Origin of the sequence: Pseudarthrobacter sp. NPDC055928 (assembly GCF_042270935.1) — a bacterium.
Lineage (GTDB): Bacteria > Actinomycetota > Actinomycetes > Actinomycetales > Micrococcaceae > Arthrobacter.
This window is the reverse complement of record NZ_JBHJZH010000032.1, coordinates 1-21459: the sequence shown is the minus strand read 5'-3', so window position 1 is coordinate 21459 and position 21459 is coordinate 1. Positions and strand designations below refer to the sequence as shown.

General features: G+C 63.9%; 15 protein-coding genes. 3 read left to right on the top strand and 12 right to left on the bottom strand.

From position 1 onward, the window contains the following. Window positions 1-329 precede the first annotated feature (329 nt). From ACFC25_RS22220 to ACFC25_RS22210, 3 genes are read right to left on the bottom strand one after another with little or no spacing between them, the layout of a single operon-like run. Window positions 330-4004 carry a 1,4-alpha-glucan branching enzyme gene (locus ACFC25_RS22220; RefSeq protein ID WP_337348106.1) on the bottom strand — a complete coding sequence of 1225 codons (3675 nt, stop codon included), beginning with the start codon at window positions 4002-4004 and terminating at the stop codon, window positions 330-332. 1 nt (window position 4005) lies between these two features. Continuing rightward, window positions 4006-5802, bottom strand: coding sequence for a maltose alpha-D-glucosyltransferase (gene treS / locus ACFC25_RS22215; protein WP_337348105.1), 1797 nt, complete (start codon window positions 5800-5802; stop codon window positions 4006-4008). After that, window positions 5799-7880 (bottom strand): alpha-1,4-glucan--maltose-1-phosphate maltosyltransferase, encoded by a 2082-nt coding sequence (locus ACFC25_RS22210; RefSeq protein WP_376049163.1) that lies wholly within the window; start codon window positions 7878-7880, stop codon window positions 5799-5801. The genes treS and ACFC25_RS22210 overlap by 4 nt, the downstream gene beginning before the upstream one ends. 152 nt (window positions 7881-8032) lie before the next feature. Between ACFC25_RS22210 and glgP the strand changes: the two genes are divergently transcribed. Further along, on the top strand, window positions 8033-10651 hold the full coding sequence (gene glgP, locus ACFC25_RS22205) for an alpha-glucan family phosphorylase (protein ID WP_376049174.1): 2619 nt from the start codon (window positions 8033-8035) through the stop codon (window positions 10649-10651). Window positions 10652-10695: 44 nt separating this feature from the next. Here glgP and ACFC25_RS22200 read toward each other — a convergent pair whose 3' ends face one another. From ACFC25_RS22200 to ACFC25_RS22170, 7 genes are all read right to left on the bottom strand, one after another. Further along, window positions 10696-11052: a barstar family protein gene (locus ACFC25_RS22200; RefSeq protein ID WP_337348102.1), complete on the bottom strand. Its 357-nt coding sequence runs from the start codon at window positions 11050-11052 to the stop codon at window positions 10696-10698. 25 nt (window positions 11053-11077) lie between these two features. Further along, complete coding sequence (gene glgX / locus ACFC25_RS22195; RefSeq protein WP_376049160.1) at window positions 11078-13189, bottom strand: glycogen debranching protein GlgX; 2112 nt, start codon at window positions 13187-13189, stop codon at window positions 11078-11080. A gap of 99 nt (window positions 13190-13288) precedes the next feature. Then, window positions 13289-14278: a 23S rRNA (guanosine(2251)-2'-O)-methyltransferase RlmB gene (rlmB, locus tag ACFC25_RS22190; RefSeq protein ID WP_337348100.1), complete on the bottom strand. Its 990-nt coding sequence runs from the start codon at window positions 14276-14278 to the stop codon at window positions 13289-13291. Between the two features lie 68 nt (window positions 14279-14346). Beyond that, window positions 14347-15813 carry a cysteine--tRNA ligase gene (gene cysS, locus ACFC25_RS22185; RefSeq protein ID WP_376049156.1) on the bottom strand — a complete coding sequence of 489 codons (1467 nt, stop codon included), beginning with the start codon at window positions 15811-15813 and terminating at the stop codon, window positions 14347-14349. Beyond that, the gene (ispF, locus tag ACFC25_RS22180; protein ID WP_337348098.1) at window positions 15810-16340 is read right to left on the bottom strand and encodes a 2-C-methyl-D-erythritol 2,4-cyclodiphosphate synthase; all 531 of its coding nucleotides are present in this window, start codon (window positions 16338-16340) and stop codon (window positions 15810-15812) included. The genes cysS and ispF overlap by 4 nt, the downstream gene beginning before the upstream one ends. A 2-nt stretch (window positions 16341-16342) precedes the next feature. Then, window positions 16343-17125 (bottom strand): 2-C-methyl-D-erythritol 4-phosphate cytidylyltransferase, encoded by a 783-nt coding sequence (gene ispD, locus ACFC25_RS22175; RefSeq protein ID WP_376049153.1) that lies wholly within the window; start codon window positions 17123-17125, stop codon window positions 16343-16345. Window positions 17126-17221: 96 nt separating this feature from the next. After that, complete coding sequence (locus ACFC25_RS22170) at window positions 17222-17704, bottom strand: CarD family transcriptional regulator (RefSeq protein WP_026266570.1); 483 nt, start codon at window positions 17702-17704, stop codon at window positions 17222-17224. 271 nt (window positions 17705-17975) lie between these two features. Between ACFC25_RS22170 and ACFC25_RS22165 the strand changes: the two genes are divergently transcribed. Beyond that, a complete protein-coding gene (locus ACFC25_RS22165; protein ID WP_376049171.1) occupies window positions 17976-18521 on the top strand; it encodes a hypothetical protein in 546 nt (181 codons plus the stop codon). Window positions 18522-18628: 107 nt separating this feature from the next. Here ACFC25_RS22165 and ACFC25_RS22160 read toward each other — a convergent pair whose 3' ends face one another. Further along, complete coding sequence (locus ACFC25_RS22160) at window positions 18629-19309, bottom strand: response regulator transcription factor (protein ID WP_337348096.1); 681 nt, start codon at window positions 19307-19309, stop codon at window positions 18629-18631. Next, window positions 19306-20541 carry a sensor histidine kinase gene (locus ACFC25_RS22155; protein WP_376049168.1) on the bottom strand — a complete coding sequence of 412 codons (1236 nt, stop codon included), beginning with the start codon at window positions 20539-20541 and terminating at the stop codon, window positions 19306-19308. Before ACFC25_RS22155 ends, ACFC25_RS22160 begins: the two co-directional genes overlap by 4 nt. Before the next feature lie 206 nt (window positions 20542-20747). On the opposite strand from ACFC25_RS22155, the gene phoU reads away from it, so the two are divergent. Continuing rightward, the gene (phoU, locus tag ACFC25_RS22150) at window positions 20748-21410 is read left to right on the top strand and encodes a phosphate signaling complex protein PhoU (RefSeq protein WP_376049148.1); all 663 of its coding nucleotides are present in this window, start codon (window positions 20748-20750) and stop codon (window positions 21408-21410) included. Window positions 21411-21459 lie beyond the last annotated feature (49 nt).

Here is a 21459-nt window from a genome sequence, read left to right as displayed (position 1 = left end):
GCACACTATTGAGTTCTCAAACAACAGACACACCCGGCACCACCACAACCAAACAACAGCCATGGATCGCTCCGGAGCAACTTTTCAAACTTACCGGCTGTCTTCCATCTTGTCAAACCGGCGTCCGCGACCTTCATCAGCCTGAGGCTTTCGTGTCGGTTTTTTCGGTCTGACTCCGTGGAGCAGCGCGGAAATAAACTCTACCACCACTTTGCCGGGATGGCCAACCATCCCCAAGGAAGGGCCCACCGGCAGAACCTTCGGGGTGCGAAAAAGCCCGGAATCTCAAGGATTCCGGGCTTTTTCAGCGGCCAAAAGTGTCCGCTAGCTCACACGTCAGCAGCGGCACCGGGCTTGAAATAGGCGGCCCCCAGCGGCGGAAGAGTGACAGTCAACGTTGCCGGCTGACCGTCCAGCGGCTCAGCGCTGGCCTTCAGCTCTCCGGCGTTGAGCACCCCCGATCCCCCATAGGCCGGAGAGTCCGTGTTCAGGACTTCCCGCCAAGCACCCTTCGACGGGACACCCAGGGTGAAGCCCACGTGGGGACCACCGGAGAAGTTGATGGCGACGACCAGCGGATTGCCTTTCTTGTCCCACCGGACGAAGGTCAGGACGTTGCGGTCCGCGTCCCCGCCATTGATCCACTGGAAACCGCCGGGTTCGTTGTCCCTCTCGTAGAGCGGAGGCGTTGAACTGTACAGCTCGTTCAGGTCCTTGGTCAGGAGCTGCACGCCACGGTGGGCCGGAATGTCGGCAAGCCACCAGTCCAGGCCGTGCTGTTCAGACCATTCGGCCTCCTGGCCGAATTCTGTGCCCATGAAGATGAGCTGCTTGCCCGGATGGGCCCACTGGTAAGCGAGGAAGGTCCGCAGGTTGGCCAGCTGCTGCCACCGGTCGCCCGGCATCTTCCGGAGCATCGAGCCCTTGCCGTGCACTACTTCATCGTGGCTGATGGGCAGCAGGAAGTTCTCCGTGAACGCGTAGACCAGTGAGAAGGTCACCGTCCCGTGGTGCCACTTGCGGTTGACCGGGTCTTCGGAGGCGTACTTGAGGGAATCGTGCATCCACCCCATGTTCCATTTGAGGCCGAATCCGAGGCCGCTGTGGCTGGTAGGCGCGGTCACGCCGGGGAATGCCGTTGATTCCTCGGCAATCATGACTGCGCCCGGGTGGGTCTTGTACACCGTGGCGTTGACTTCCTGAAGGAACGAGATCGCTTCAAGGTTTTCGCGACCGCCGAAGCGGTTGGGCTGCCACTGGCCGTCTTCGCGGGAGTAGTCCAGGTACAGCATGGAAGCCACGGCGTCCACACGAAGGCCATCGATGTGGAATTCGTCCAGCCAGTACAGCGCGTTGGCCACCAGGAAGTTCCGGACCTCGGTGCGGCCGAAGTCGAAGATCAGTGTTCCCCAGTCGGGGTGTTCGCCCAGGTTGGGGTCGGCGTGCTCGTACAGGGGTTCGCCGTCGAACTGTGCCAGCGCCCAGGCATCCTTGGGGAAGTGGGCAGGTACCCAGTCCAGGAGCACACCGATGCCGGCCTGGTGCAGCGTATCCACCAGGAAACGGAACTCGTCCGGGTGTCCGAACCGCGAAGTGGGGGCAAAGTAGGACGTGACCTGGTAGCCCCAGGACCCTCCGAACGGGTGTTCTGCCACCGGCATGAACTCAACGTGGGTGAACCCGAGCCACTTGACGTACTCCACCAGTTCCTTGGCCAGCTCACGGTAACCGAGGCCAAGCCGCCAGGAGCCAAGGTGGACTTCGTAGACGCTCATGGGCGAATTGTGCGGGTCCCGCTGCGCGCGGGCCTCCATCCATTCGGCGTCCTTGAACGCATAGGAAGGTTCCACTACGCGGGAGGCCGTCAGCGGCGGGACCTCCGTGCCAAAGGCCAGCGGATCAGCCTTTTCCACCCAGTGTCCGGCCTTGGTCTTAATTTCGAATTTGTAGCACGCCCCTGCTAAAACGCCGGGAAGAAACACTTCCCAGACTCCCGAGGAGCCGAGGGACCGCAGGGAGTTTTCGCGGCCGTCCCAGGCGTTGAAGTCGCCCTTGACGCGCACAGCCTGTGCGTTCGGGGCCCATACGGCGAAAGATACGCCGTCAACGTCACCCAGTGGGGATTTGTAGTGCTGGACATGGGCGCCCAGCACCTCCCACAGTTTCTCGTGCCGGCCCTCGCCGATAAGGTGCAGGTCCACTTCCCCCACAGTTGGCAGGTAACGGTACGGTTCGTCCATCGTCAGCGGAGCCGCGCCCGGGTATGTCACTTCGAGCCGGTAGTCCGGCACATGGCCCGGCTGTTCCGGTTCGAGAACGGCAACCCAGACGCCGTGGGCCTCGTGGGCCATGGGCACGGCGCCGGATGCCGTCACGACGGACACGGCTTCAGCCAAGTGCTTGATCGTCCGGACTGTCACGTGCCCGTGGTCATCCAGATGGGCACCCAGGATGGAGTGCGGCGCATGGTGCTCCCCGTTGGCTACCCTGCCCAGGGTGTCCGGGTCCACATGGAGGGGCACCCGGGGCCGATCGGTACGTGCTGAGCCTGTCATTTTGTTACCTTCCGATGCCGCCCCGGCCTGATCGCCGGAGCCTTTACCGCTGAGCAGCCGCCTGGAGGCGTTAGCTGGAATCGCCAGCCAGTCCGGCCTGTTCCGCAATTCATAAACAACTTCATACAGCGCTTTGTCCAGCCACAATGCCACAAACAGGGGCGAATGGCGGTCGATGGTGCCGGGTGTGACAGATGTGTAGCCGGTGAGGAATGCTTCCGCGCAGTCCTCGACCCACGATTCCGGTACGAGCGCGCCTTCCTGTTCGCGTTCGGCGGCCCCCGCAGCGTAGTCGAACGAGCGGAGCATCCCTACGACATCGCGCAGCGGGACGTCCGGGAAATTACGTTCGGCGATAGGCCGGAGGGGTTCGCCCTCAAAGTCCAAAATCGCCCATCGCGCAGCTTCTCCGCCGCGTCCGGGCACCTGGAGGATCTGGCCAAGGTGGAGATCGCCGTGGATCCGTTGCAGTGGACCTGCGGGAACGCCGTCGAGCGCGCTCAGCAGGGCGTCGAGTTCCCGGTCATAAGGCCCGACGGCGGCGCCAGCCTCCGTCCACGTCTTCCGGACGCGTTCGGCTACTCCGGGTGCGATGACCGCGCCCGGGACCGCTTCATCAGACACGCCCAAGGCCTCCGCGAGGCGGCGGTGGACAGTTGCCGTCGCGGCTCCCAGGGCATGCGCCTCCGCGGTGAAGTCTGTTCCGGTGCGGGCAGCGTCCACAGCGAGCCGCCAGGCGTCCCGTCCGCCGGCGAGGAACTCGTGCGCGACGGCAAGTTCACCGTGGGCCACGGAATAGGAGTTTGCCCCGGGGACATTCCATTCGCCGCGGACCCAGCCCAAGGTGGCGGGAACCTCCGAGGTGCCGGCTGCAGTCAGTGCGGCCCCCACTTCGACTTCGGGGTTTGCTCCGTTGGACAGCACGCGGAAGAATTTCACGATCGCCGCCGACTCGCCGTCGTCCACGATCACTGAACTGTTGGACTGCTCCCCGGACAGCACTTTCACTACGCCGTGTGCCGTGGGCAGACGGTAGTCGGACGGCGACCGGTAGCCGGCCGCATTCCCTGCAATTGCTGCACTGGCGGTACGGATCAGTTCCAGCCAGGCGGCCACAAAGTCAGGATCGTGAACGGCATCGTATACCCAGGGCCATTCATCGTCCGCGGCGTCATGGCCAACCAGCGCGCGCTCCAGTTCGCCGGCCTGCCCTGCACGCCGGCTCAGCGGAACCTGGAGCACATCGGTCCGCCGACCGCCGTCGGCCGTTGCCGACGTGACAGCCAGGAGGAAAACCTCCAGCCGGGCCATCGCCGAGCGGTCTGCCAAGCCAAGGCCGCCCACCTGTTCCAAGGAGAAGTCGGCTGTCTTGACCGGGAACCAGCGTTGGCGCGGGAGCCATTCCTGCAGCAGCGCAGCCAGGGCCGGGGTGAGGATCGGCTCGCTCATATCAGTTCTCGATGGACAGGATTGGGAGCGCTTGCGTGTAAGGCGAAGCCGGGTTAGAAGCTGCCGAACGGATCCGCAGCCAGAAGAAATCGTGGCTGCCGAGCGTCAACGTCAGCGTGCCATCCCCATCGACTCCGGGGAAGGGCTGACCGCCGAAGACATCGCGGAGGCCGCGGCCCGCAAACTGGGGAATACGGAGTTTCGTAGCCACCGGATGCTGGGAGAGGTTGAAGGCGCAGAGAATCGTCTCGCCGTCCTCCCCCGCGGTGTTGTCGTCCGAGAGTTCCCGAAGATAGGCCACCACGGCATCGTGATCGGCCTCAACGTGCTTGAACGCCCCCAGTCCGAAGGCCGGGTGGTTCTTGCGGACGCTGAGGATTTGCCGCGTCCAGCGGAGCAAGGATCCCGAATGGGCTGCCTCCGCCTCGACGTTGGCCATGCTGTAGTTATACACAAGCGACTGGATCACCGGTAGATAAAGTTTCCCGGGGTCGGCGTTGGAGAATCCCGCGTTACGGTCCGGGTTCCACTGCATCGGCGTGCGGACTGCGTCGCGGTCCTCGAGCCAGATGTTGTCCCCCATGCCGATCTCGTCCCCGTAGTACAGGAACGGGCTTCCGGGCAAGGACAATAGGAGCGCGTTGATCAGTTCAATCTCCGCCCGGGAGTTGTCCAGCAACGGTGCCAGCCGCCGCCGGATGCCAATGTTTGCCCGCATGCGCGGGTCCGGTGCGTACCACCCGAGCATTGCGGCGCGCTCGTCCGCGGTGACCATTTCGAGGGTCAGTTCATCGTGGTTGCGCAGGAACGTCCCCCACTGTGCCCCGTCCGGGATCTCGGGGGTGTCGTGCATGGTCGCGATGATGGGTGCGGCCTTCTGGTCCCGGAGCGCGTAGTAGAGGCGGGGCATGATGGGGAAGTGGAACGCCATGTGGCATTCGGGCTCTTCCTCCGTACCGAAATACTCCACCACTTCGTTCGGCGGCTGGTTGGCCTCGGCGATGATGACACGGCCCGGGTAGCTCTCGTCGACCATTCTCCGCAGCTTCCGCAGGAAGTCGTGCGTGGCTGGCAAGTTCTCGCAGTTGGTGCCCTCCTCTTCGAAGAGGTAGGGAATGGCGTCGGCGCGGAAGCCGTCAATGCCCTGGTCCAGCCAGAACCGGACCACGTCGAACAGCGCTTCGATAACCTTGGGATTTTCGAAGTTCAGGTCGGGCTGGTGGCTGAAGAAGCGATGCCAGAAAAACTGCCGCCGGATGGGGTCGAAGGTCCAGTTGGATTCTTCCGTGTCCACAAAGATGATGCGCGCATCCTGGTACTTTTCGTCGGTATCGCTCCAGACGTAGAAGTCGCCGAACGGGCCGTCGGGATCCTTGCGTGATTCCTGGAACCAGGGGTGCTGGTCCGATGTGTGGTTCAGCGGGAGGTCGATAATGACCCGTACGCCACGGGCATGTGCCTCGGCCACCAGGCGTTTGAAGTCGCTGATGGTGCCAAATTCATCCAGCACGGAGTTGTAGTCCGAGATGTCGTAGCCACCATCGCGCAACGGGGACTGGAAGAACGGCGGCAGCCACAGGCAGTCCACTCCGAGCCACTGCAGGTAGTCAAGCCTGTCGATCAGGCCGCTGAAGTCACCGGACCCATCGCCGTTCGCATCCGCAAAGGCCCTGACCAGCACTTCATAGAACACGGCCTTCCGGTACCAATGCGGGTCGTGTTGAAGTCCTGGCGCGTTCAGTTCGAACGTGCTCTTAGGAGTGAAATGCTGGCCGGATCCTTGCGGGTTGAAACTCACTGATGCATTCTCCTCACGCTCAAGATGTGTGCGGGCTCGACGTGCGAGTCCAGGCGGACGTAGTTGTATTCGCCCCATTCCCAGGTTTCACCGGTAATGAGATCCTCCACCCGGAAGCCGCCGTTGGACGACAGGTCCTCCGGATCGAGCTCCAGCGCTGCCAAGTCAAGGGAGACGGTGCTTTCCCTGGTTCCGTGCGGATCTACGTTGACTACCACGATGATGGTGTCCTTGGTGCCGTCCGGGAGGGTCTTGTGCTTGGAGTACACCACCGTGGCGTCATCAGTGCTGTGATGCACCGTCAGGTTCTGCAGGTCCTGCAGCGCCGGATGGGCGTGCCGGATCGCGTTAAGCCGCGTGATGTAGGGCGCCAGCGTGCGCCCTGATTCCGCAGCGGCGTCCCAGTCGCGTGCCTTGTACTCGAACTTTTCGTTGTCGATGTACTCCTCAGCGCCAGGCCGGGCAACGTGTTCATACAGTTCGTAACCGGCGTAGACACCCCACAGCGGGCTGGCAGTGGAAGCCAGGGCTGCGCGGATCTTGAAGGCCGCCGGGCCGCCGAACTGGAGGTACTCCGTCAGGATGTCCGGGGTGTTGACGAAGAAGTTGGGCCGGAAGAAGGCGGCCGACTCATGGCTGACTTCGGTGAAGTAGCTTTCGAGTTCCTTCTTGGTGTTCCGCCAGGTGAAGTAGGTGTACGACTGCTGGAATCCTGCCCGGCCCAGCGCGTGCATCATCGCCGGCCTGGTGAAGGCCTCGGCGAGGAACACCACACCGGGGACCTTTTTGTTGACTTGGGCAATGAGCCATTCCCAGAACCAGACGGGCTTGGTATGCGGATTATCCACGCGGAAAATCTTGACGCCGTGGCTGACCCACAGCAGCACAATCCGGAGGATTTCCTTTGAGAGGCCCTCCGGGTCATTGTCGAAATTCAGGGGATAAATATCCTGGTATTTTTTGGGCGGGTTTTCTGCATAGGCGATGCTGCCGTCAACACGCGTGGTAAACCATTCCGGATTGCTTTCCACCCAGGGGTGGTCAGGGGCGGCCTGGAGAGCCAGGTCCAGCGCGACTTCCAGCCCGAGTTCGTTGGCCCGGGCGACGAAGGCATCAAAGTCCTCGAAGGTACCCAGGTCCGGGTGGATGGCATCGTGGCCACCTTCCTTGGCGCCGATGGCCCAGGGCGAGCCGGGGTCGTGGGGCCCGGCGATCAGGGTGTTGTTGGGCCCCTTCCGGTGCTGCACACCGATCGGGTGGATGGGCGGCATGTAGAGCACGTCAAAGCCCATGGCGGCCACGGCGTCCAGCCGCTTGGCCGCGGTCCGGAAATTGCCCGAGGTCCAGGCACCCGTGGAGTGATCCCGGACGGCTCCCTCCGAACGTGGGAAGAATTCGTACCAGGCGCCGCGGCCGGCGAGGTCGCGTTCGACGAGGAGGGGGTACTGCTCGGACACGGTAACCAGTTCACGGATCGGTTGGCGGTCAACGACGGCGGCAACTTCCGGGCTGAAGCCCGCGGCCAGCCGCTCCTCGTCGGTGAGGGATGCGTTGGCCAGCATGGAAGCGGCCATCCGCAGGGTCCGGCGGTCGGACGCGTTGCGGAAGGATTCCTCGGCGGCTTCCGATAGCAGCGCCGCTCCCTCTGCCAGCATCAGCTCGACGTCGATCCCGGCTGCAACCTTCACTTCGGCGTTGTGATGCCATGTTCCATAGCGGTCGTGCCAGGCCTCGATGAGGAAAGTCCAGTTTCCCGTGCCCGACGGCGTGAGGATACCTTCCCAGCGGTCCGTCCCCATCCCCCGTTCCCCGCGCGGGGCTGCGAGCCTGACCCGCTGGCGTTCCTTGCCCTTGGGGTCCAGGAGGACGGCGCTGACTCCGAGCATGTCATGGCCTTCACGGAATGCAGTGGCTCCCACCACGATTCCTTCGCCCGGCAACGCCTTGGCGGGAAACTTTCCTCCCTCCACCACGGGCTGCACGTCGGTGATGGGAAAACGGCCAAACCGCAGACCGTCAGTGATGCGGCCCTTCGGCTTTTGCTTTGCTGCTGCACTGGTACCTGATTTAGTCGTCACAGGCTCGACGTTAGCGAGAAATCACCGAGATTGCTAAGCCTGCGCAGTTTTTCACGTGGGCGATTCGACTTTTCCGGGGCCTCATCTGTCATTTACCTAAAAGAAAGCTAAAGCTGTTCCGGCCGCCCATGTTGTCGATTAGTGTGGCGCAGGTGAAGGCAATCCGCAGATTTACCGTCCGAACCGTTCTCCCTGAACCGATCAGGCCGCTGGCCCGGTTGGCTACCAACCTGCGCTGGTCCTGGCACCGGCCCACCCGCGAACTTTTCGCGGGCCTGCACCCCAAGGTCTGGGAGGAAAGCGGCCAGGATCCCGTGAGCTTCCTCGGGCTGGTAAGCCGCGAAGAGTTCCAGCGCCTGGCGGCAGACCAGTCAGTGGTGGAGCGCGTACGCGCCGCCGAGGAGGACCTCGACCGGTACCTTGAGGAGCCACGCTGGTACCAGGGCTTGGGATCCGACGCTCCAACCTCCATCGCCTACTTTTCGCCGGAGTTCGGTATCACCGAGGTGCTCCCGCAGTACTCGGGAGGCCTCGGCATCCTGGCGGGCGACCACCTGAAGGCGGCCTCGGACCTTGGCGTCCCCCTGATCGGTGTTGGCCTGCTCTACCAGGCGGGGTACTTCAAGCAGTCGCTCTCGCGCGACGCCTGGCAGCAAGAGACGTATCCGGTACTGGATCCTGACGGACTGCCGCTGACCCTGCTGCGCGAACCATCGGGTGACGGTAACGGCCGCCCCCTCCAGATCTCTCTCCCGCTCCCCAACGGCCGGCGGCTGCTGGCACACATCTGGCGTGCCGACGTCGGACGCGTTCCCCTCCTGCTCCTGGACTCAAACGTTCCAGGCAACGACGACGCCGCGCGCGGGATCACCGACCGCCTGTACGGCGGCGGCGGGGACCACCGGCTCCAGCAGGAACTCCTCCTGGGCATGGGAGGCGTGAAGGCGCTGCGGGCATACCAGCGCCTCACGGGCCGTGACGCCCCGGAAGTGTTCCACACCAACGAAGGCCACGCAGGATTCCTCGGAATTGAACGCATCCAGGAACTGATGTCCGGCGAGGACGCGCTGAGCTTTGAAGAAGCCCTGGCGGCCGGCCGCGCCTCCACGGTTTTCACCACCCACACGCCGGTCCCGGCCGGCATCGACCGGTTCGAAATTTCGCAGATCCAGCACTTCTTCCAGGCCGGGCTCGCTCCTGCGGTACCGGTGGACAGGATCCTTGAACTGGGCCGCGAGAACTACGCCGACGGCAACCCTTCGGTGTTCAACATGGCAGTGATGGGCCTGCGGCTCGCGCAGCGGGCCAATGGCGTTGCCAAGCTCCATGGCGAAGTGTCCCGCGGCATGTTCTCCGCCCTCTGGCCGGGGTTCGACCACTCCGAGGTGCCCATTACGTCGGTGACGAACGGCGTGCATGTGCCCACCTGGGTGGACGGCCGGATCTCCAAACTGGCCAGGGAGCAGTTCGGCACGGAGGCTGAGGCCAACGGCCGGTGGGACCTGGCATACAACGTCAGCGACGCCGATGTCTGGGCCCTGCGCCGGGCGATGCGTGCGGCGCTGGTGGAGGACGTCCGCCGCCGCCTCCGCGCTGCCTGGAAGAAGCGTGGGGCCGCCGACGCCGAACTCGGCTGGACCGACACCGTGCTGGACCCCGACGTGTTGACGATCGGCTTTGCCCGCCGCGTGCCCACGTACAAGCGACTGACGCTGATGCTGCGCGAACCAGACCGGCTGAAGGCACTGCTGTTGCACAAGGAGCATCCCATCCAGCTGGTCATCGCCGGCAAGTCCCACCCGGCCGATGACGCCGGCAAGAAGATGATCCAGGAACTGGTCCGCTTCACCGACGATCCTGAAGTCCGGCACCGGATCGCTTTCCTGCCCAACTACGACATCGCCATGGCCCGCACGCTGTTCCCAGGCTGCGACGTCTGGCTCAACAATCCCCTCCGGCCCTTGGAGGCCTGCGGTACGTCCGGGATGAAGGCTGCCATCAACGGTTCGCTGAACCTTTCAGTGCTCGATGGCTGGTGGGACGAAATGTACGACGGCGAAAACGGCTGGGCGATCCCCACCGCCAACAACGGCGCGTCCCCCGAGGAACGCGACGACATTGAGGCGGCCGCACTCTATGAACTGCTGGAAACCCAGGTGGCGCCGCGCTTCTACGGCAACACCGTTTCCGAAGGCGCCGGCGCTGCCGGCCCCTCGGAATCCGGCACTGAAAAGGTCCCCACGCACTGGGTGTCCATGATCAAACACACGCTCTCGCACCTGGGCCCTGCTGTGTCGGCCGAACGGATGCTGCGCGACTACGTGAACATGCTGTACCGGCCCGCAGCCGAAGCGGGCCGCAGGGCTGTCACGGATTCGTACGCCCAGGCCCGGGATCTGGCGGCCTGGACTGCCGAGGTCCGCGCCGCCTGGCCGCTGATCCATGTGGAGCACGTGGATTCCGTGGGCGTTTCAGAAGACCCGCAGATTGGCGACACCCTGCAGGTCAACGCCTATGTGGCCCTCCATACCCTCGCCCCTGAAGATGTCTCGGTGGAGGTGGCCTACGGACGGGCCGAAGAGAACGACACCCTTGCAGACGTCACGGTGATGGAGCTCAAGCCGCAGGAGGATCTCGGCGGCGGACGGCACCTGTTCAGCGGGTCACTGCTCATTGACCGGGCGGGCTCGTTCGGCTACACGGTCCGGGTCCTGCCCACGCACGAGGCACTGGCTTCCAAGGCGGAACTGGGGCTGATCGTCAACGCCTGATATTTGCATTGACCCAGCCGGCGCGTGAGCGCGCGCCGGCTGGGTCAGAGCAGCACTGCCGTGACGTTGAGGTCTTTGCCGGCGTAGCTTTCGGCGTCCTGGAGGATCTCGCAGATGATGCCGAAGGACCGGTCGCCCCGGAATGGCGCGGCCACCTGCCACAGGACGGTGACGGGCAGATGGCCGTCGTCCGTGATGCTGTCCGCAAAATCGTGGAGCGAATCGTTGAGGGCATCCAGATTGATGCCGTCGTGCTCCGGGAAGTTCAGGACTTCGCCGAAGGTCTCAAGCACGGCTTTCTTGCTGTCGGCAGCAGGCACCACAAGGCTGCGACGGCCGGCATCTGCGACCTGCTCCTGCAGCTCTTCCAGGGTCCAGGTGTCAGCGGAATAGATCTTCATGGTTTGCCTAGCTGCCTTCTGCTGACTACGTGCGGTAGATGTTGATCGAGTTCGCCTGAACCACATCCGATTCACCCGAGGCCACAACGCTTCCCTGGCGCAACTCATGCAGCGGGGACGTCGTGAGCCTGAGCTCAAATAACCTGTGCGGCGTGCCGTCGTCATTGGTGACCTGGGGCAGGGTGATCTTCACGTCAGTGTTGCTGCCGTTGACCACCACCAGCCCGGCCAGCGTTCCGTCGTCCGAGCCGAGCAGGAGTTGCATGGTCCGGTGACGCGGGTCATGCCAGCGGTCCATGGACATGGGTTCCCCGGACTGATCAAACCAGAAGAGGTAGGACTGCTCATCCCGGACAGGGAAGTCGTGGGGCTGGCTGGCCAGGAATTCCTTGCGCAACCTGATGTACCTCTTGGTGCTGCGCAGCATTTCATGGGACTCAGGGGTCCGCGTCCAGTCCACCCAGGCGATTGGGTTGTCCTGGCAGTAGGCGTTGTTGTTCCCCTGCTGGGTCCTGGCCAGTTCATCCCCTGCCGTGATCATGGGCACGCCCATGGAGATCATCAGGGACGCCATCAGGTTGCGCCGGGATTGCGCGCGCTCGGCCAGGATTGACTCGTTCTCAGTGCGCCCCTCGAAACCGTGGTTGTAGCTGCGGTTATCGCCGTGGCCATCCCGGTTCTGCTCACCGTTGGCTTCATTATGCTTGCGGTCATAGGAGACCAGGTCATTGAGCGTGAAGCCGTCGTGGGCCGTGATGAAGTTGAGCGAGGCCAGCCGGGAGCGCCCCGACCCTTCAAACAGCCCGGCAGAACCGGACAATGCGTCGGCCAGCCTTGCCACCGAACCGCCCTGGCCGCCGGCTTCGATGGCGGCGCGGTCAGCGAGCCAGAAAGACCGCACGCCGTCCCGGAAGTGGTCATTCCAGTCCACCCAGCCGCCGGGGAAACGCCCGGTTTGCCAGCCCCCGTAGCCCACGTCCCACGGCTCGGCAATGAGTTTCACGTCCGACAACACAGGATCCGCCGCGATGGCCACCAGGAACGGGTGCCGGGGATCAAATTCGTTGGCCGCGTTCCGGCACAGCGTTACGGCAAGGTCGAACCGGAAGCCATCGATGTGGAATTCGTCCACCCAGTACCGGAGGGAGTCCAACACCAGCTGCACCACACGGGGTTCGCCAAAATTCAGGGTGTTTCCGCAGCCGGTGGTGTCCACATACCTGCCGTGTCCGTCCGTCCGGTAATACTTGTCCTCGCCAAGGCCACGGAAGCTCAGCGCAGGCCGGTCAGGCCCGCCCTCAGCCGTGTGGTTGTAGACAACATCAAGGATCACTTCCAGCCCGGCTGCATGGAGCAGCTTGACCATGCCCTTGAACTCATCCTGGATGGCCTGCGGGCCGGCGTCCTGCGCGGACTGGGTGGCGTAGCTGGGATGGGGCGCGAAGAAGGCGGCGGTGTTGTAGCCCCAGTAGTTGGTCAGGGCAAGGTTCTGGAGGTGGGGTTCGTCAAGGTGGAAATGCACGGGCAGGAGCTGAACGGAGGTGATCCCCAGGCTCTTGAGGTGCTCGATGATGGCCGGGTGAGCCATGCCGGCGTACGTGCCACGGAGTTCCTCGGGCACGTCCGGGTGAAGCATGCTCTGACCGCGGACATGGGCCTCGTAAATGATCGTGTTCCGCCAGTGGGTCCGAGGGCGTGCGTCGTTGCCCCAGTCGAAATCGGCGGCCATCCTGACGTTAGTCAGGAATCCCTCCCGCTGGTCCACCGCCCTGCCGTAAGGATCGAGCAGCAGCGGCTGCCCGCCGTCGTCGTCCAGGTCAAGGGTGGGGACCGAGAGCGGCAGCGATTCCTCTTTGGACGTCGCACGGAACCCATATCGCGACCCGATGGGGAAACCATCGACGATGCCGTGGTGGACGCCATGGGTGACGTTTGGCAGCGCCTTGAGCTGCCATTCACCGCCCGGAGCCTTGTACGCGATCTCCAGGCTGGCCACGCCAGGCGCGTACACGGCCACGTTCGCGCGGGACTGCGAAACATGGCCGCCCCCGTTGTCCGGGCGCGGAACGCTGACACCGAGGGGACGCGCCGTGGAGGCGTCCATGGTGGAAGCAGTGTCGAAAAGCGGCATAACCATCACCTAAATATTAGCCGCCGGCGCGAAAATGCCAGTGCTTCCAGTTATGTGACGGTGCCCCCTTAAGCAGCCGCCACCCTTCATCCGTACGCTGCGGTGTTACTTCGTGGCGCGCTGCCGGGAAACCTCGTAAAGGGAAATGCCTACGGCCATTGAGGCGTTCAGCGATTCCATCGCGGAGTCGATCGGGATGGAGACGATTTGGTCGCAGTTTTCCCGGACCAGGCGGCTCAGGCCCTTGCCTTCGGATCCAACCACGATGCACACCGGTTCCGTCGCGAGGGTGAGATCCGGCAGCGAAACGTCGCCGTCACCGTCGAGCCCGAGGACGAAGATGCCCATGTTCTTGAACTGCTTCAGGGCGCTGTTCAGGTTGGCGGCGCGTGCCACCGGGACCCGTACTGCCGCGCCGGCGCTGGTCTTCCAAGCCGAGGCTGTGACGCCGACGGACCGGCGTTCAGGGACAATGACGCCGTGGCCGCTGAAGGCTGAAACGGAGCGGATGATGGCGCCGAGGTTGCGGGGATCGGTAATGCCGTCCAAGGCCACAAACAGCGGCGCGTTAGGGACGTGGCCCTTCTTCCAGCGATCCACTGTTTCCTCCGCCAGGTCATACGCATCCTGGTACTCGTAAGGCGGAATCTGAAGGACCAGACCCTGGTGGACGGCGTCATCGGTCATACGGTCCAGCTCGGGCTTGCCGGTTTCCAGCAAAGGGATGCCACGTTCGGCCGCGATCTTGAGGGACTCCTTGACGCGGTCATCCATTTCGATCCGGATGGCGATGTGCAGTGCCTTGGCGGGGATGCCCGCACGCAGGGCCTCCACCACGGAGTTGCGGCCGGTGACGACCTCTTCGGTAGCCCGTCCCTTGGGACCGGTCCGGGCCGCGCCGGCGCTGCGGGCGCCGGTCCCGCGCTTGGCGGCCGACCTCTCCGCCAACTGCTTGCTCTTGTGGGCCTTGTGGTAAGGGCGGTCCTCCGCCTTGGGCGTGGGGCCCTTGCCTTCGAGGGCCTTACGGCCGTGACCACCGGTTCCGATGGTTGGGCCCTTCTTCGCTTTAACCGATCGGCGACCATTGTTGGCCATTGTGTTCCACCCTTGATTGTTTGACTGAGTCTGCCTACCAGTCTACTGAATCAAGTAAAATCGCCGGTTCAGTCCCGCTGCAGGCTCCAGGTGGCACCGTCGGGGCCGTCCTCGACGGCGATTCCGGCTGCCTTAAGCGTGTCCCGGATGGCGTCCGAGGCTGCCCAGTCCTTGGAGGCCCGGGCCTGGGCGCGGGCCACGAGCTGGGCTTCAACGAGCACACCGAGCGCCTCCGCTTCCCGGCTGTCCCCTGCGTCGGAGCCTGCAACGGCGTTCAGGCCCAGGACTTCAGTCATGAGGCTCACCATGCGCTTGGCCGCGAGGGCAATGACGTCGTCAGAGGCAGCCAAGGCGGCGTTGCCGGCTCGGACAACCTGATGTAGAGCGCCGAGAGCCCTCGGAATATTTAGGTCATCATCCATGGCCGCTTCGAACTCTTCGAACAATTCATCGATGGGCGACCGGGATGAAGACTTTACGTCGCCGAAGTCGCTGTATTTTGCCGCAGCCTTGGCCTGGAATCCATCAATGCGTTCGACGGCGGCCGCAGCCTCCTCCAGGGAGGTGGGCCTGTAGTCCAACACGGAGCGGTAGTGCGCCTGCCCCAGGTAATACCGGACGACGCGCGCCGGGGCCAGTTGCAGCATCTCGGCAGGGCTGACGGTGTTGCCGATGGACTTGGACATCTTTTCGCCCTGGTACGTGACCATGCCGTTGTGCATCCAGAAGTTGGCAAAGCCGTGGCCTGCTGCCTGGGACTGGGCCATCTCGTTCTCGTGGTGCGGGAAGCGCAGGTCCAACCCGCCTCCGTGGATGTCGAACTCGGTGCCAAGGTATTTGGTGACCATGGCAGAGCATTCCAGGTGCCAACCCGGGCGGCCGGCGCCCCAAGGCGAGGCCCAGCTGGCCGTCGTCGGCTCTCCCTCTTTGGAGCCCTTCCACAACGCGAAGTCACGGGGGTCTTTCTTTCCCCGCGGATCGGCATCCTGGGAGCCCTGCATGTCATCGATGTTCTGGCGGGTCAAGGATCCATACCGGTCCCAGGATCGCACGTCGAAATAGACGTCGCCGGAGTCATCCAGCGCGGGATAGGCGTGGCCACGGTCGATCAACTGCTGGATCAGTGCATGCATCTCGGGAATGTGTCCGGTGGCACGCGGCTCATACGTCGGTCGGGACACGCCAAGGGTGTCATAGGCCTTGAGGAACTCCTGCTCGTAACGGTAGGCCAATGCCCACCACTCCTCCTCGCGCAGCTCCCCCGGTTCGGGCGAAAAACCCGGCGCGAAGGACGCCTCAGACTTGGCAAGGATCTTGTCATCGATGTCGGTGACATTCCTGACAACCGTGACGCGGTACCCGCGGTACGTGAGCCAGCGGGTGAGCTGGTCGAACGCAATGGCGGAACGGATGTGTCCGACATGGGGCATGCCCTGGACGGTAGCGCCGCAGTAGTAGAGGCTCGCCTTGCCCGGTTCGAGGGGGACGAAGTCTCGGACTTCGGCGGATGCTGTGTCGTAAAAGCGCAGGGTCACCGCTCCAGATTAGCCGAAGAGTGCACGTTACCCAGGGGATACACCAGCGCAGTGGCCATGGCCGAGATACCCTCACCCCTGCCAGTGAACCCCAGCCCGTCGCTGGTGGTGGCCGTGACGCTGACCGGAGCGCCAGCAGCTTCACTCAGGACGCGCTGGGATTCTTCCCGCCGTGGCCCGAATTTGGGCCGGTTGCCCACAAACTGCACGGCGACGTTGCCGATCTCGAAACCGGCAGCCCGCACGATCCTGGCCGCCTCGGCAAGGAGCGTTACGCCGGAGGCACCGGCAAATTCGGGGCGGTCCGTTCCGAAGTGGGTTCCCAGGTCTCCGATTCCAGCCGCCGAGAACAGTGCGTCTGCCGCGGCGTGGGCTACGGGGTCCCCATCAGAGTGGCCTGCAAGGCCACGTTCACCCTCCCAGTGGAGCCCTCCGAGCCACAATGGGCGGGGTTTGTCCGCGGGGGCGAAGGCATGCACGTCCAGCCCGATTCCAGTGCGCGGCAGGATCATGTTGTCCTGTCCCATGTTCAGCCTTCCACCCAGCGGGTGCCCAGCGGCCCCTCCAGGAGCCCTTCGGCGAGGATCAGGTCCAGAGGGGTGGTGATTTTCAGTGACTGGGTTGAGCCACGGACGGCGAAGACCTGCGTGCCCACCATTTCCACGAGCATGGCGTCGTCCGTGACCGCTGCCGACTGCTTCTCATCCAAAGCCCGGGACGCCTCATGCGCCTTCAGGAGGGTGCTGAGCTGGAAGCCCTGAGGCGTTTGGACCGCGCGGAGTTCCTCCCGCGGCGCGGTCCCAGTGACGATTTCCGGCGCCAACGCGCTGTCCTGGCCCGTGGTGGCGGCGACCGTCTTGACGGTGTCCACCACCGGGATAGCGGGGATGACCGCTGCGGCCCCGGCGGCCAACGCGTCGGCGACCCGGTGGAAGACGGATTCGGGAGTGAGCGCCCGCGCGGCATCGTGCACCAGGACCGCCTCAATACCTTCCATCAGGACAGCGATGCCGGCCCGGACGGAGTCCGCACGTGTGGCGCCGCCGTCAACGATCGTCAGGACAGGACCGCCGTCGGCCAGTTCCTCCCGGAAGTCCTGACAAAGCCGGCGGAGGCCGTCGTCGCCAGCCGGCAGGGCAACACAGACCTGGCTGCTGATTCCGGACGCGACGACGCCGCGCAGGGCATGGGTCAGAAGGGGTTCGCCGCCCAGCGGCACGGCGGCTTTTGGCATGCCGTAGCCGAGCCGCTGCCCTGAACCTGCGGCCACCAGGATCACCGCGGTGACAAGGCGGTTGGGTGTTTCACTCATGCGGACTAGCCTACGTCCCCGGGGCAGCCCCGGCCGGACCTGCATCCGGGCAAAAAGAAACCCCGGCGACACTTGCGTGCCACCGGGGTTCAATTCTTAGGAAGCCAGGACCTCGTCGAGAACGCTGGCAGCCTTCTCTTCGTCGGTCTTTTCGGCCAGCGCCAATTCTGAAATCAGAATCTGCCGGGCCTTGGCCAGCATTCGCTTCTCACCTGCGGAAAGGCCCCGATCGTGATCGCGGCGCCAGAGGTCGCGGACGACCTCAGCTACCTTGATGACGTCACCGGAAGCAAGCTTCTCCAGATTTGCCTTGTATCTGCGTGACCAGTTGGTGGGCTCTTCAGTGAACTCGGCACGGAGCACATCAAATACGTGCTCCAGGCCTTCCTTGCCCACTACGTCCCGGACCCCAACTAGGTCAACGTTTTCTGCTGGAACTTCAATGGTCAGATCACCCTGAGCCACCTTGAGCTTGAGATACATTTTCTCTTCGCCCTTGACGGTGCGCATCTTGATTTCTTCAATTTTTGCAGCACCGTGGTGAGGGTAAACTACTGTCTCGCCGACCTCAAATACCATGTGGACATTCCCCTTTCCCGCAGACCAGTTTATCACGATTCGGGCATATGACTGGCCGCGAAAGGGGCCCGGAACCGCATGAATACGCGGAAAATGGGCAGAATCGACCCCCTTGAACCCCTTGACGGATGCAGATAATAGTGCATCGAAGGGGCGCTGCCAAGGGCAATGTGACCGCCCGGAATCCGCGTTTGGGCGGGTTTGCGGATAGGCTATGGGCTGAATAATCTTCCAAGACTCTTGAGGAGTACGTGACGTGCGTTTCACTGCGATGAACCGGGCCCAGCGCGGCAAACTGGCAATGGCGGCAGCTGCCCTGAGCCTCGGCCTGGTGACCGTGACCGGGTGCGGCTACATCACCCCCCAGCAGACTTCGCACCAGTACTCCGCGTCGGATGGCATCCGCGCGGACCTGGGCCCCCTGCAGCTGCGGAACTTCCTGATCGTTTCTGCAGGCGAAGACCAGCCCGGCCGCCTGCTCGGGGCGGTGTACAACTCCTCGTCAAAGGACGTCAAGCTGACGGTCAACGGTGCTGAAGGCTCGCAGACGCAGGTATCTGTGAAGGCAAACTCCTACACGCTGCTCAACGACTCGACCGACGAAGCGATCCTCAGCACCAGCGGCGGTATTGCCGGTTCCCTGGTGCCGGTCAAGGTCACCGAAAGCGGCACCAACGTGACCGACACCATCGACGTCCCCGTCCTGGACGCAACCTTGGAAGAGTACAAGGAGTATGTCCCGGGCGGCGGCGAGCCCACCGGAACGAGCTCACCGACGCCGACGCCGTCAACCTCCTCTGCGGCCGCAGCGCACTAGGCACTTTCCGGGTCCGGAACCCGAACGCACAAAGGAGGGGCTCCCCGTTGGGAGCCCCTCCTTTGTGCGTCCGGCGCTGTCCGTCCGGTCTTAGGCAGCCAGCCGGCTCAGGGTTCGAACTTGTAGCCGAGGCCGCGGACCGTCACCAGGAACCGCGGCGCCGACGGGTCCGGCTCAATCTTGCTCCGCAGCCGCTTGACATGGACGTCAAGGGTCTTGGTGTCGCCAACGTAGTCGGAGCCCCAGACCCGGTCGATGAGTTGGCCACGCGTCAGGACGCGCCCCGAGTTCCGGAGCAGCATTTCGAGCAATTCGAACTCCTTCAGGGGCAGCAGCACCTGTTCGCCGCCCACGCTCACCACATGCCGCTCGATGTCCATCCGGACGGGTCCGGCCTGAACCGTGGAGGAGATCAGCTCTTCCGGTTCGCCCTGGCGGCGGAGCACAGCCCTTACCCTGGCTACCAGCTCGCGGGAGGAATACGGCTTGGTCACGTAGTCGTCGGCGCCCAACTCCAGGCCCACTACTTTGTCGATCTCGGAATCCTTGGCGGTCAGCATAATGACCGGGACACCGGACCGCTGCCGGAGCTGCCGGCACACTTCAGTCCCGGACAGGCCCGGGAGCTGTAGGTCCAGCAGAACCAGGTCGGCCCCGTTGCGGTCGAATTCGGTGATGGCGTCCAGGCCGTTGTCCACGACCTCCACCTCGAAGCCTTCCTTGCCCAGCAAATAGGACAGCGGGTCGCTGAACGACTCTTCGTCCTCAACTATCAAGATCCTGCTCAAGCGCTAGCTCCTTGTTCGTGTGCGCCGGCGGCGCGGGATTCATGGGTCTGCTGGGCGGCGTGGTTCCGGGACCGTGCAAAGGACGGGCTGGAGGCCGGTTCGTCCTCGACGTCCTGCCCCTCCATTTCCGGAAGCCGCAGTGTAAAGGTGGAGCCTTGGCCGGGCTGGGACCACAGGGTGACCTCGCCACCGTGGTTTGAGACAACGTGCTTGACGATGCTCAGTCCAAGGCCTGTTCCGCCGGTGTGCCGGGAACGTGCCGCGTCCACGCGATAAAAACGCTCGAACACGCGCTCCTGGTCCTCCGGGGACAATCCTTCGCCCTGGTCAGTCACTGAGATGGCGATGAGTCCTTCCTTGGCACGGACCCCCACCCCCACCCGGGTGTTCTCCGGCGAGTACCGGATGGCGTTGTCAATCAGGTTGCGCAGCGCCGTGACCAGCAGGTCAGGGTCCCCGTAGACCTTTCCGTCCACGTGCCCGCCCACCACGATCTTGATGTTTTTGCTTTCCGCGGGGAGCTGGGACCGGTCCACGGCCTCATGGATGACGGTGTTGATATCCACGGGCCTTCCCTGCTGGGTGACACTGGCTCCCTGCAGGCGGGACAACTCGATGATGTCCTGGACGAGCGCCGCCAGGCGGCCGGACTCCTTGTGCATGCGCTTGGCGAAACGGCGCACGGCGTCCTCATCGTCAGCCGAGGACTCCAGCGCTTCGGCGAGGAGGGAAATCGCCCCCACCGGGGTCTTCAGCTCGTGGGACACGTTGGCCACAAAGTCGTTGCGGATTTCTTCGGTCCGGGTGATTTCGGTGCGGTCGTCGGCCAGCAGGAGAATGTATTCCTCACCGAGCATAGCTGCACGCACCTGCACGATGATGGTCCCCTGGCCGAGCGGGCCTCGGGGCAGCTCCAGCTGTTTCTCGATAATCACGCCGTCGCGGCGGACGCCGGCGGTCATGTCAAGCAACTGCTTGTGAACCACGGTATGGCCGCGCACCAGGCCATACGCGTAGGCCGCCGGGCTGGCCCGGACCACACCGTCCACGGCGTCCACCACCACAAAGGCACGCCCGACGACGGCCAGCACCTCAGCTGCGCCCGCCGGCAGTGCGAGTTCGTCGACGTCGATATCGACCAGTTGACGCTGCTTTTCGCTGACCCTGAAAGCAAGCACGCCGAAAGTGCCGAACGACAGGCCGATGAGGCCTGCAATGACACCGATGAGCATAGGATCCACGTTCCCAGCTTATGCTGTGGGAAATGCGGTATCGCCGCATCAGACCCCCTGGGGGAGACGGTTCAACTAACGTTCATCTGCCGAGTGCCAATCGTTCACCAGCCGCTGGCAGAGTATGGAGTTGGACTGCCGAACGGCGACACGAACCCCCGCCTGCGGACAAGGCCGGCGGACGGTTCCAAGGAAAGGACGCCAACGTGCGTAAGGTTTTTCAGGAAGAACTTGCCCAGGTCGGTGAGCAGCTCGTCGAGATCTCACAGCTGGTCAGCGAAGCGATCGGAAAGGCAACGACGTCTTTCCAGGTGGCGGACGTGGACTTGGCCCAGGACGTGATCGCAGCTGACGCCCGGATCGATTTCCTTCAGAACAGCCTCGACGAGCGCGCTATCGACATCCTGGCCCTGCAGGGCCCGGTTGCCAGCGACCTCCGCATGCTGGTGGGCTCGCTGCGCATGAGCGCGTCTCTGGAGCGGATGGGTGACCTCGCCCGCCACATCGCCCAGTTGGCCCGGCTGCGCTTCCCCTCCACCGTGATCCCGGCCTCCATGACCGATACGTTCAAGGAGCTGGCTGAACTGGACCAGCTGATCGCGGCCAAGCTGACGGTGTTGCTGGAAACCCGCAACCTTGAAGTTGCCCGCGACATCCTGAAGGCGAACAGTGCCATTAACGACCTCCACCTGAGCGTGTTCAAGGCAATCGCCAGCCCGGACTGGCAGGAATCCCCCGCTACCACCGTGGACGTGGCCCTCGCCAGCCGTTATTTCGAGCGCTTCGCGGACCACGGCGTTTCCGTGGCGCAGAAAGTCACCTACCTCGTGACCGGTGCCTGGCAGCCGAACGGCATCGAGCACAGCTGACAGCTGCATTTCTGCCCAGCAAACGACGGCGGGCCGGTCACCTTGAGGT

Excerpts from the sequence above, each read along its gene's own strand:
- ACFC25_RS22200 (WP_337348102.1), bottom strand. The coding sequence starts at position 11,052 with ATGAAGATCTATTCCGCTGACACCTGGACCCTGGAAGAGCTGCAGGAG.
- glgX (WP_376049160.1), bottom strand. The coding sequence starts at position 13,189 with ATGGTTATGCCGCTTTTCGACACTGCTTCCACCATGGACGCCTCCACG.
- ispF (WP_337348098.1), bottom strand. The coding sequence starts at position 16,340 with ATGGGACAGGACAACATGATCCTGCCGCGCACTGGAATCGGGCTGGAC.
- ACFC25_RS22220 (WP_337348106.1), bottom strand. The coding sequence starts at position 4,004 with ATGAGCGAGCCGATCCTCACCCCGGCCCTGGCTGCGCTGCTGCAGGAA.
- ispD (WP_376049153.1), bottom strand. The coding sequence starts at position 17,125 with ATGAGTGAAACACCCAACCGCCTTGTCACCGCGGTGATCCTGGTGGCC.
- rlmB (WP_337348100.1), bottom strand. The coding sequence starts at position 14,278 with ATGGCCAACAATGGTCGCCGATCGGTTAAAGCGAAGAAGGGCCCAACC.
- ACFC25_RS22165 (WP_376049171.1), top strand. The coding sequence starts at position 17,976 with ATGAACCGGGCCCAGCGCGGCAAACTGGCAATGGCGGCAGCTGCCCTG.
- ACFC25_RS22155 (WP_376049168.1), bottom strand. The coding sequence starts at position 20,541 with ATGCTCATCGGTGTCATTGCAGGCCTCATCGGCCTGTCGTTCGGCACT.
- ACFC25_RS22170 (WP_026266570.1), bottom strand. The coding sequence starts at position 17,704 with ATGGTATTTGAGGTCGGCGAGACAGTAGTTTACCCTCACCACGGTGCT.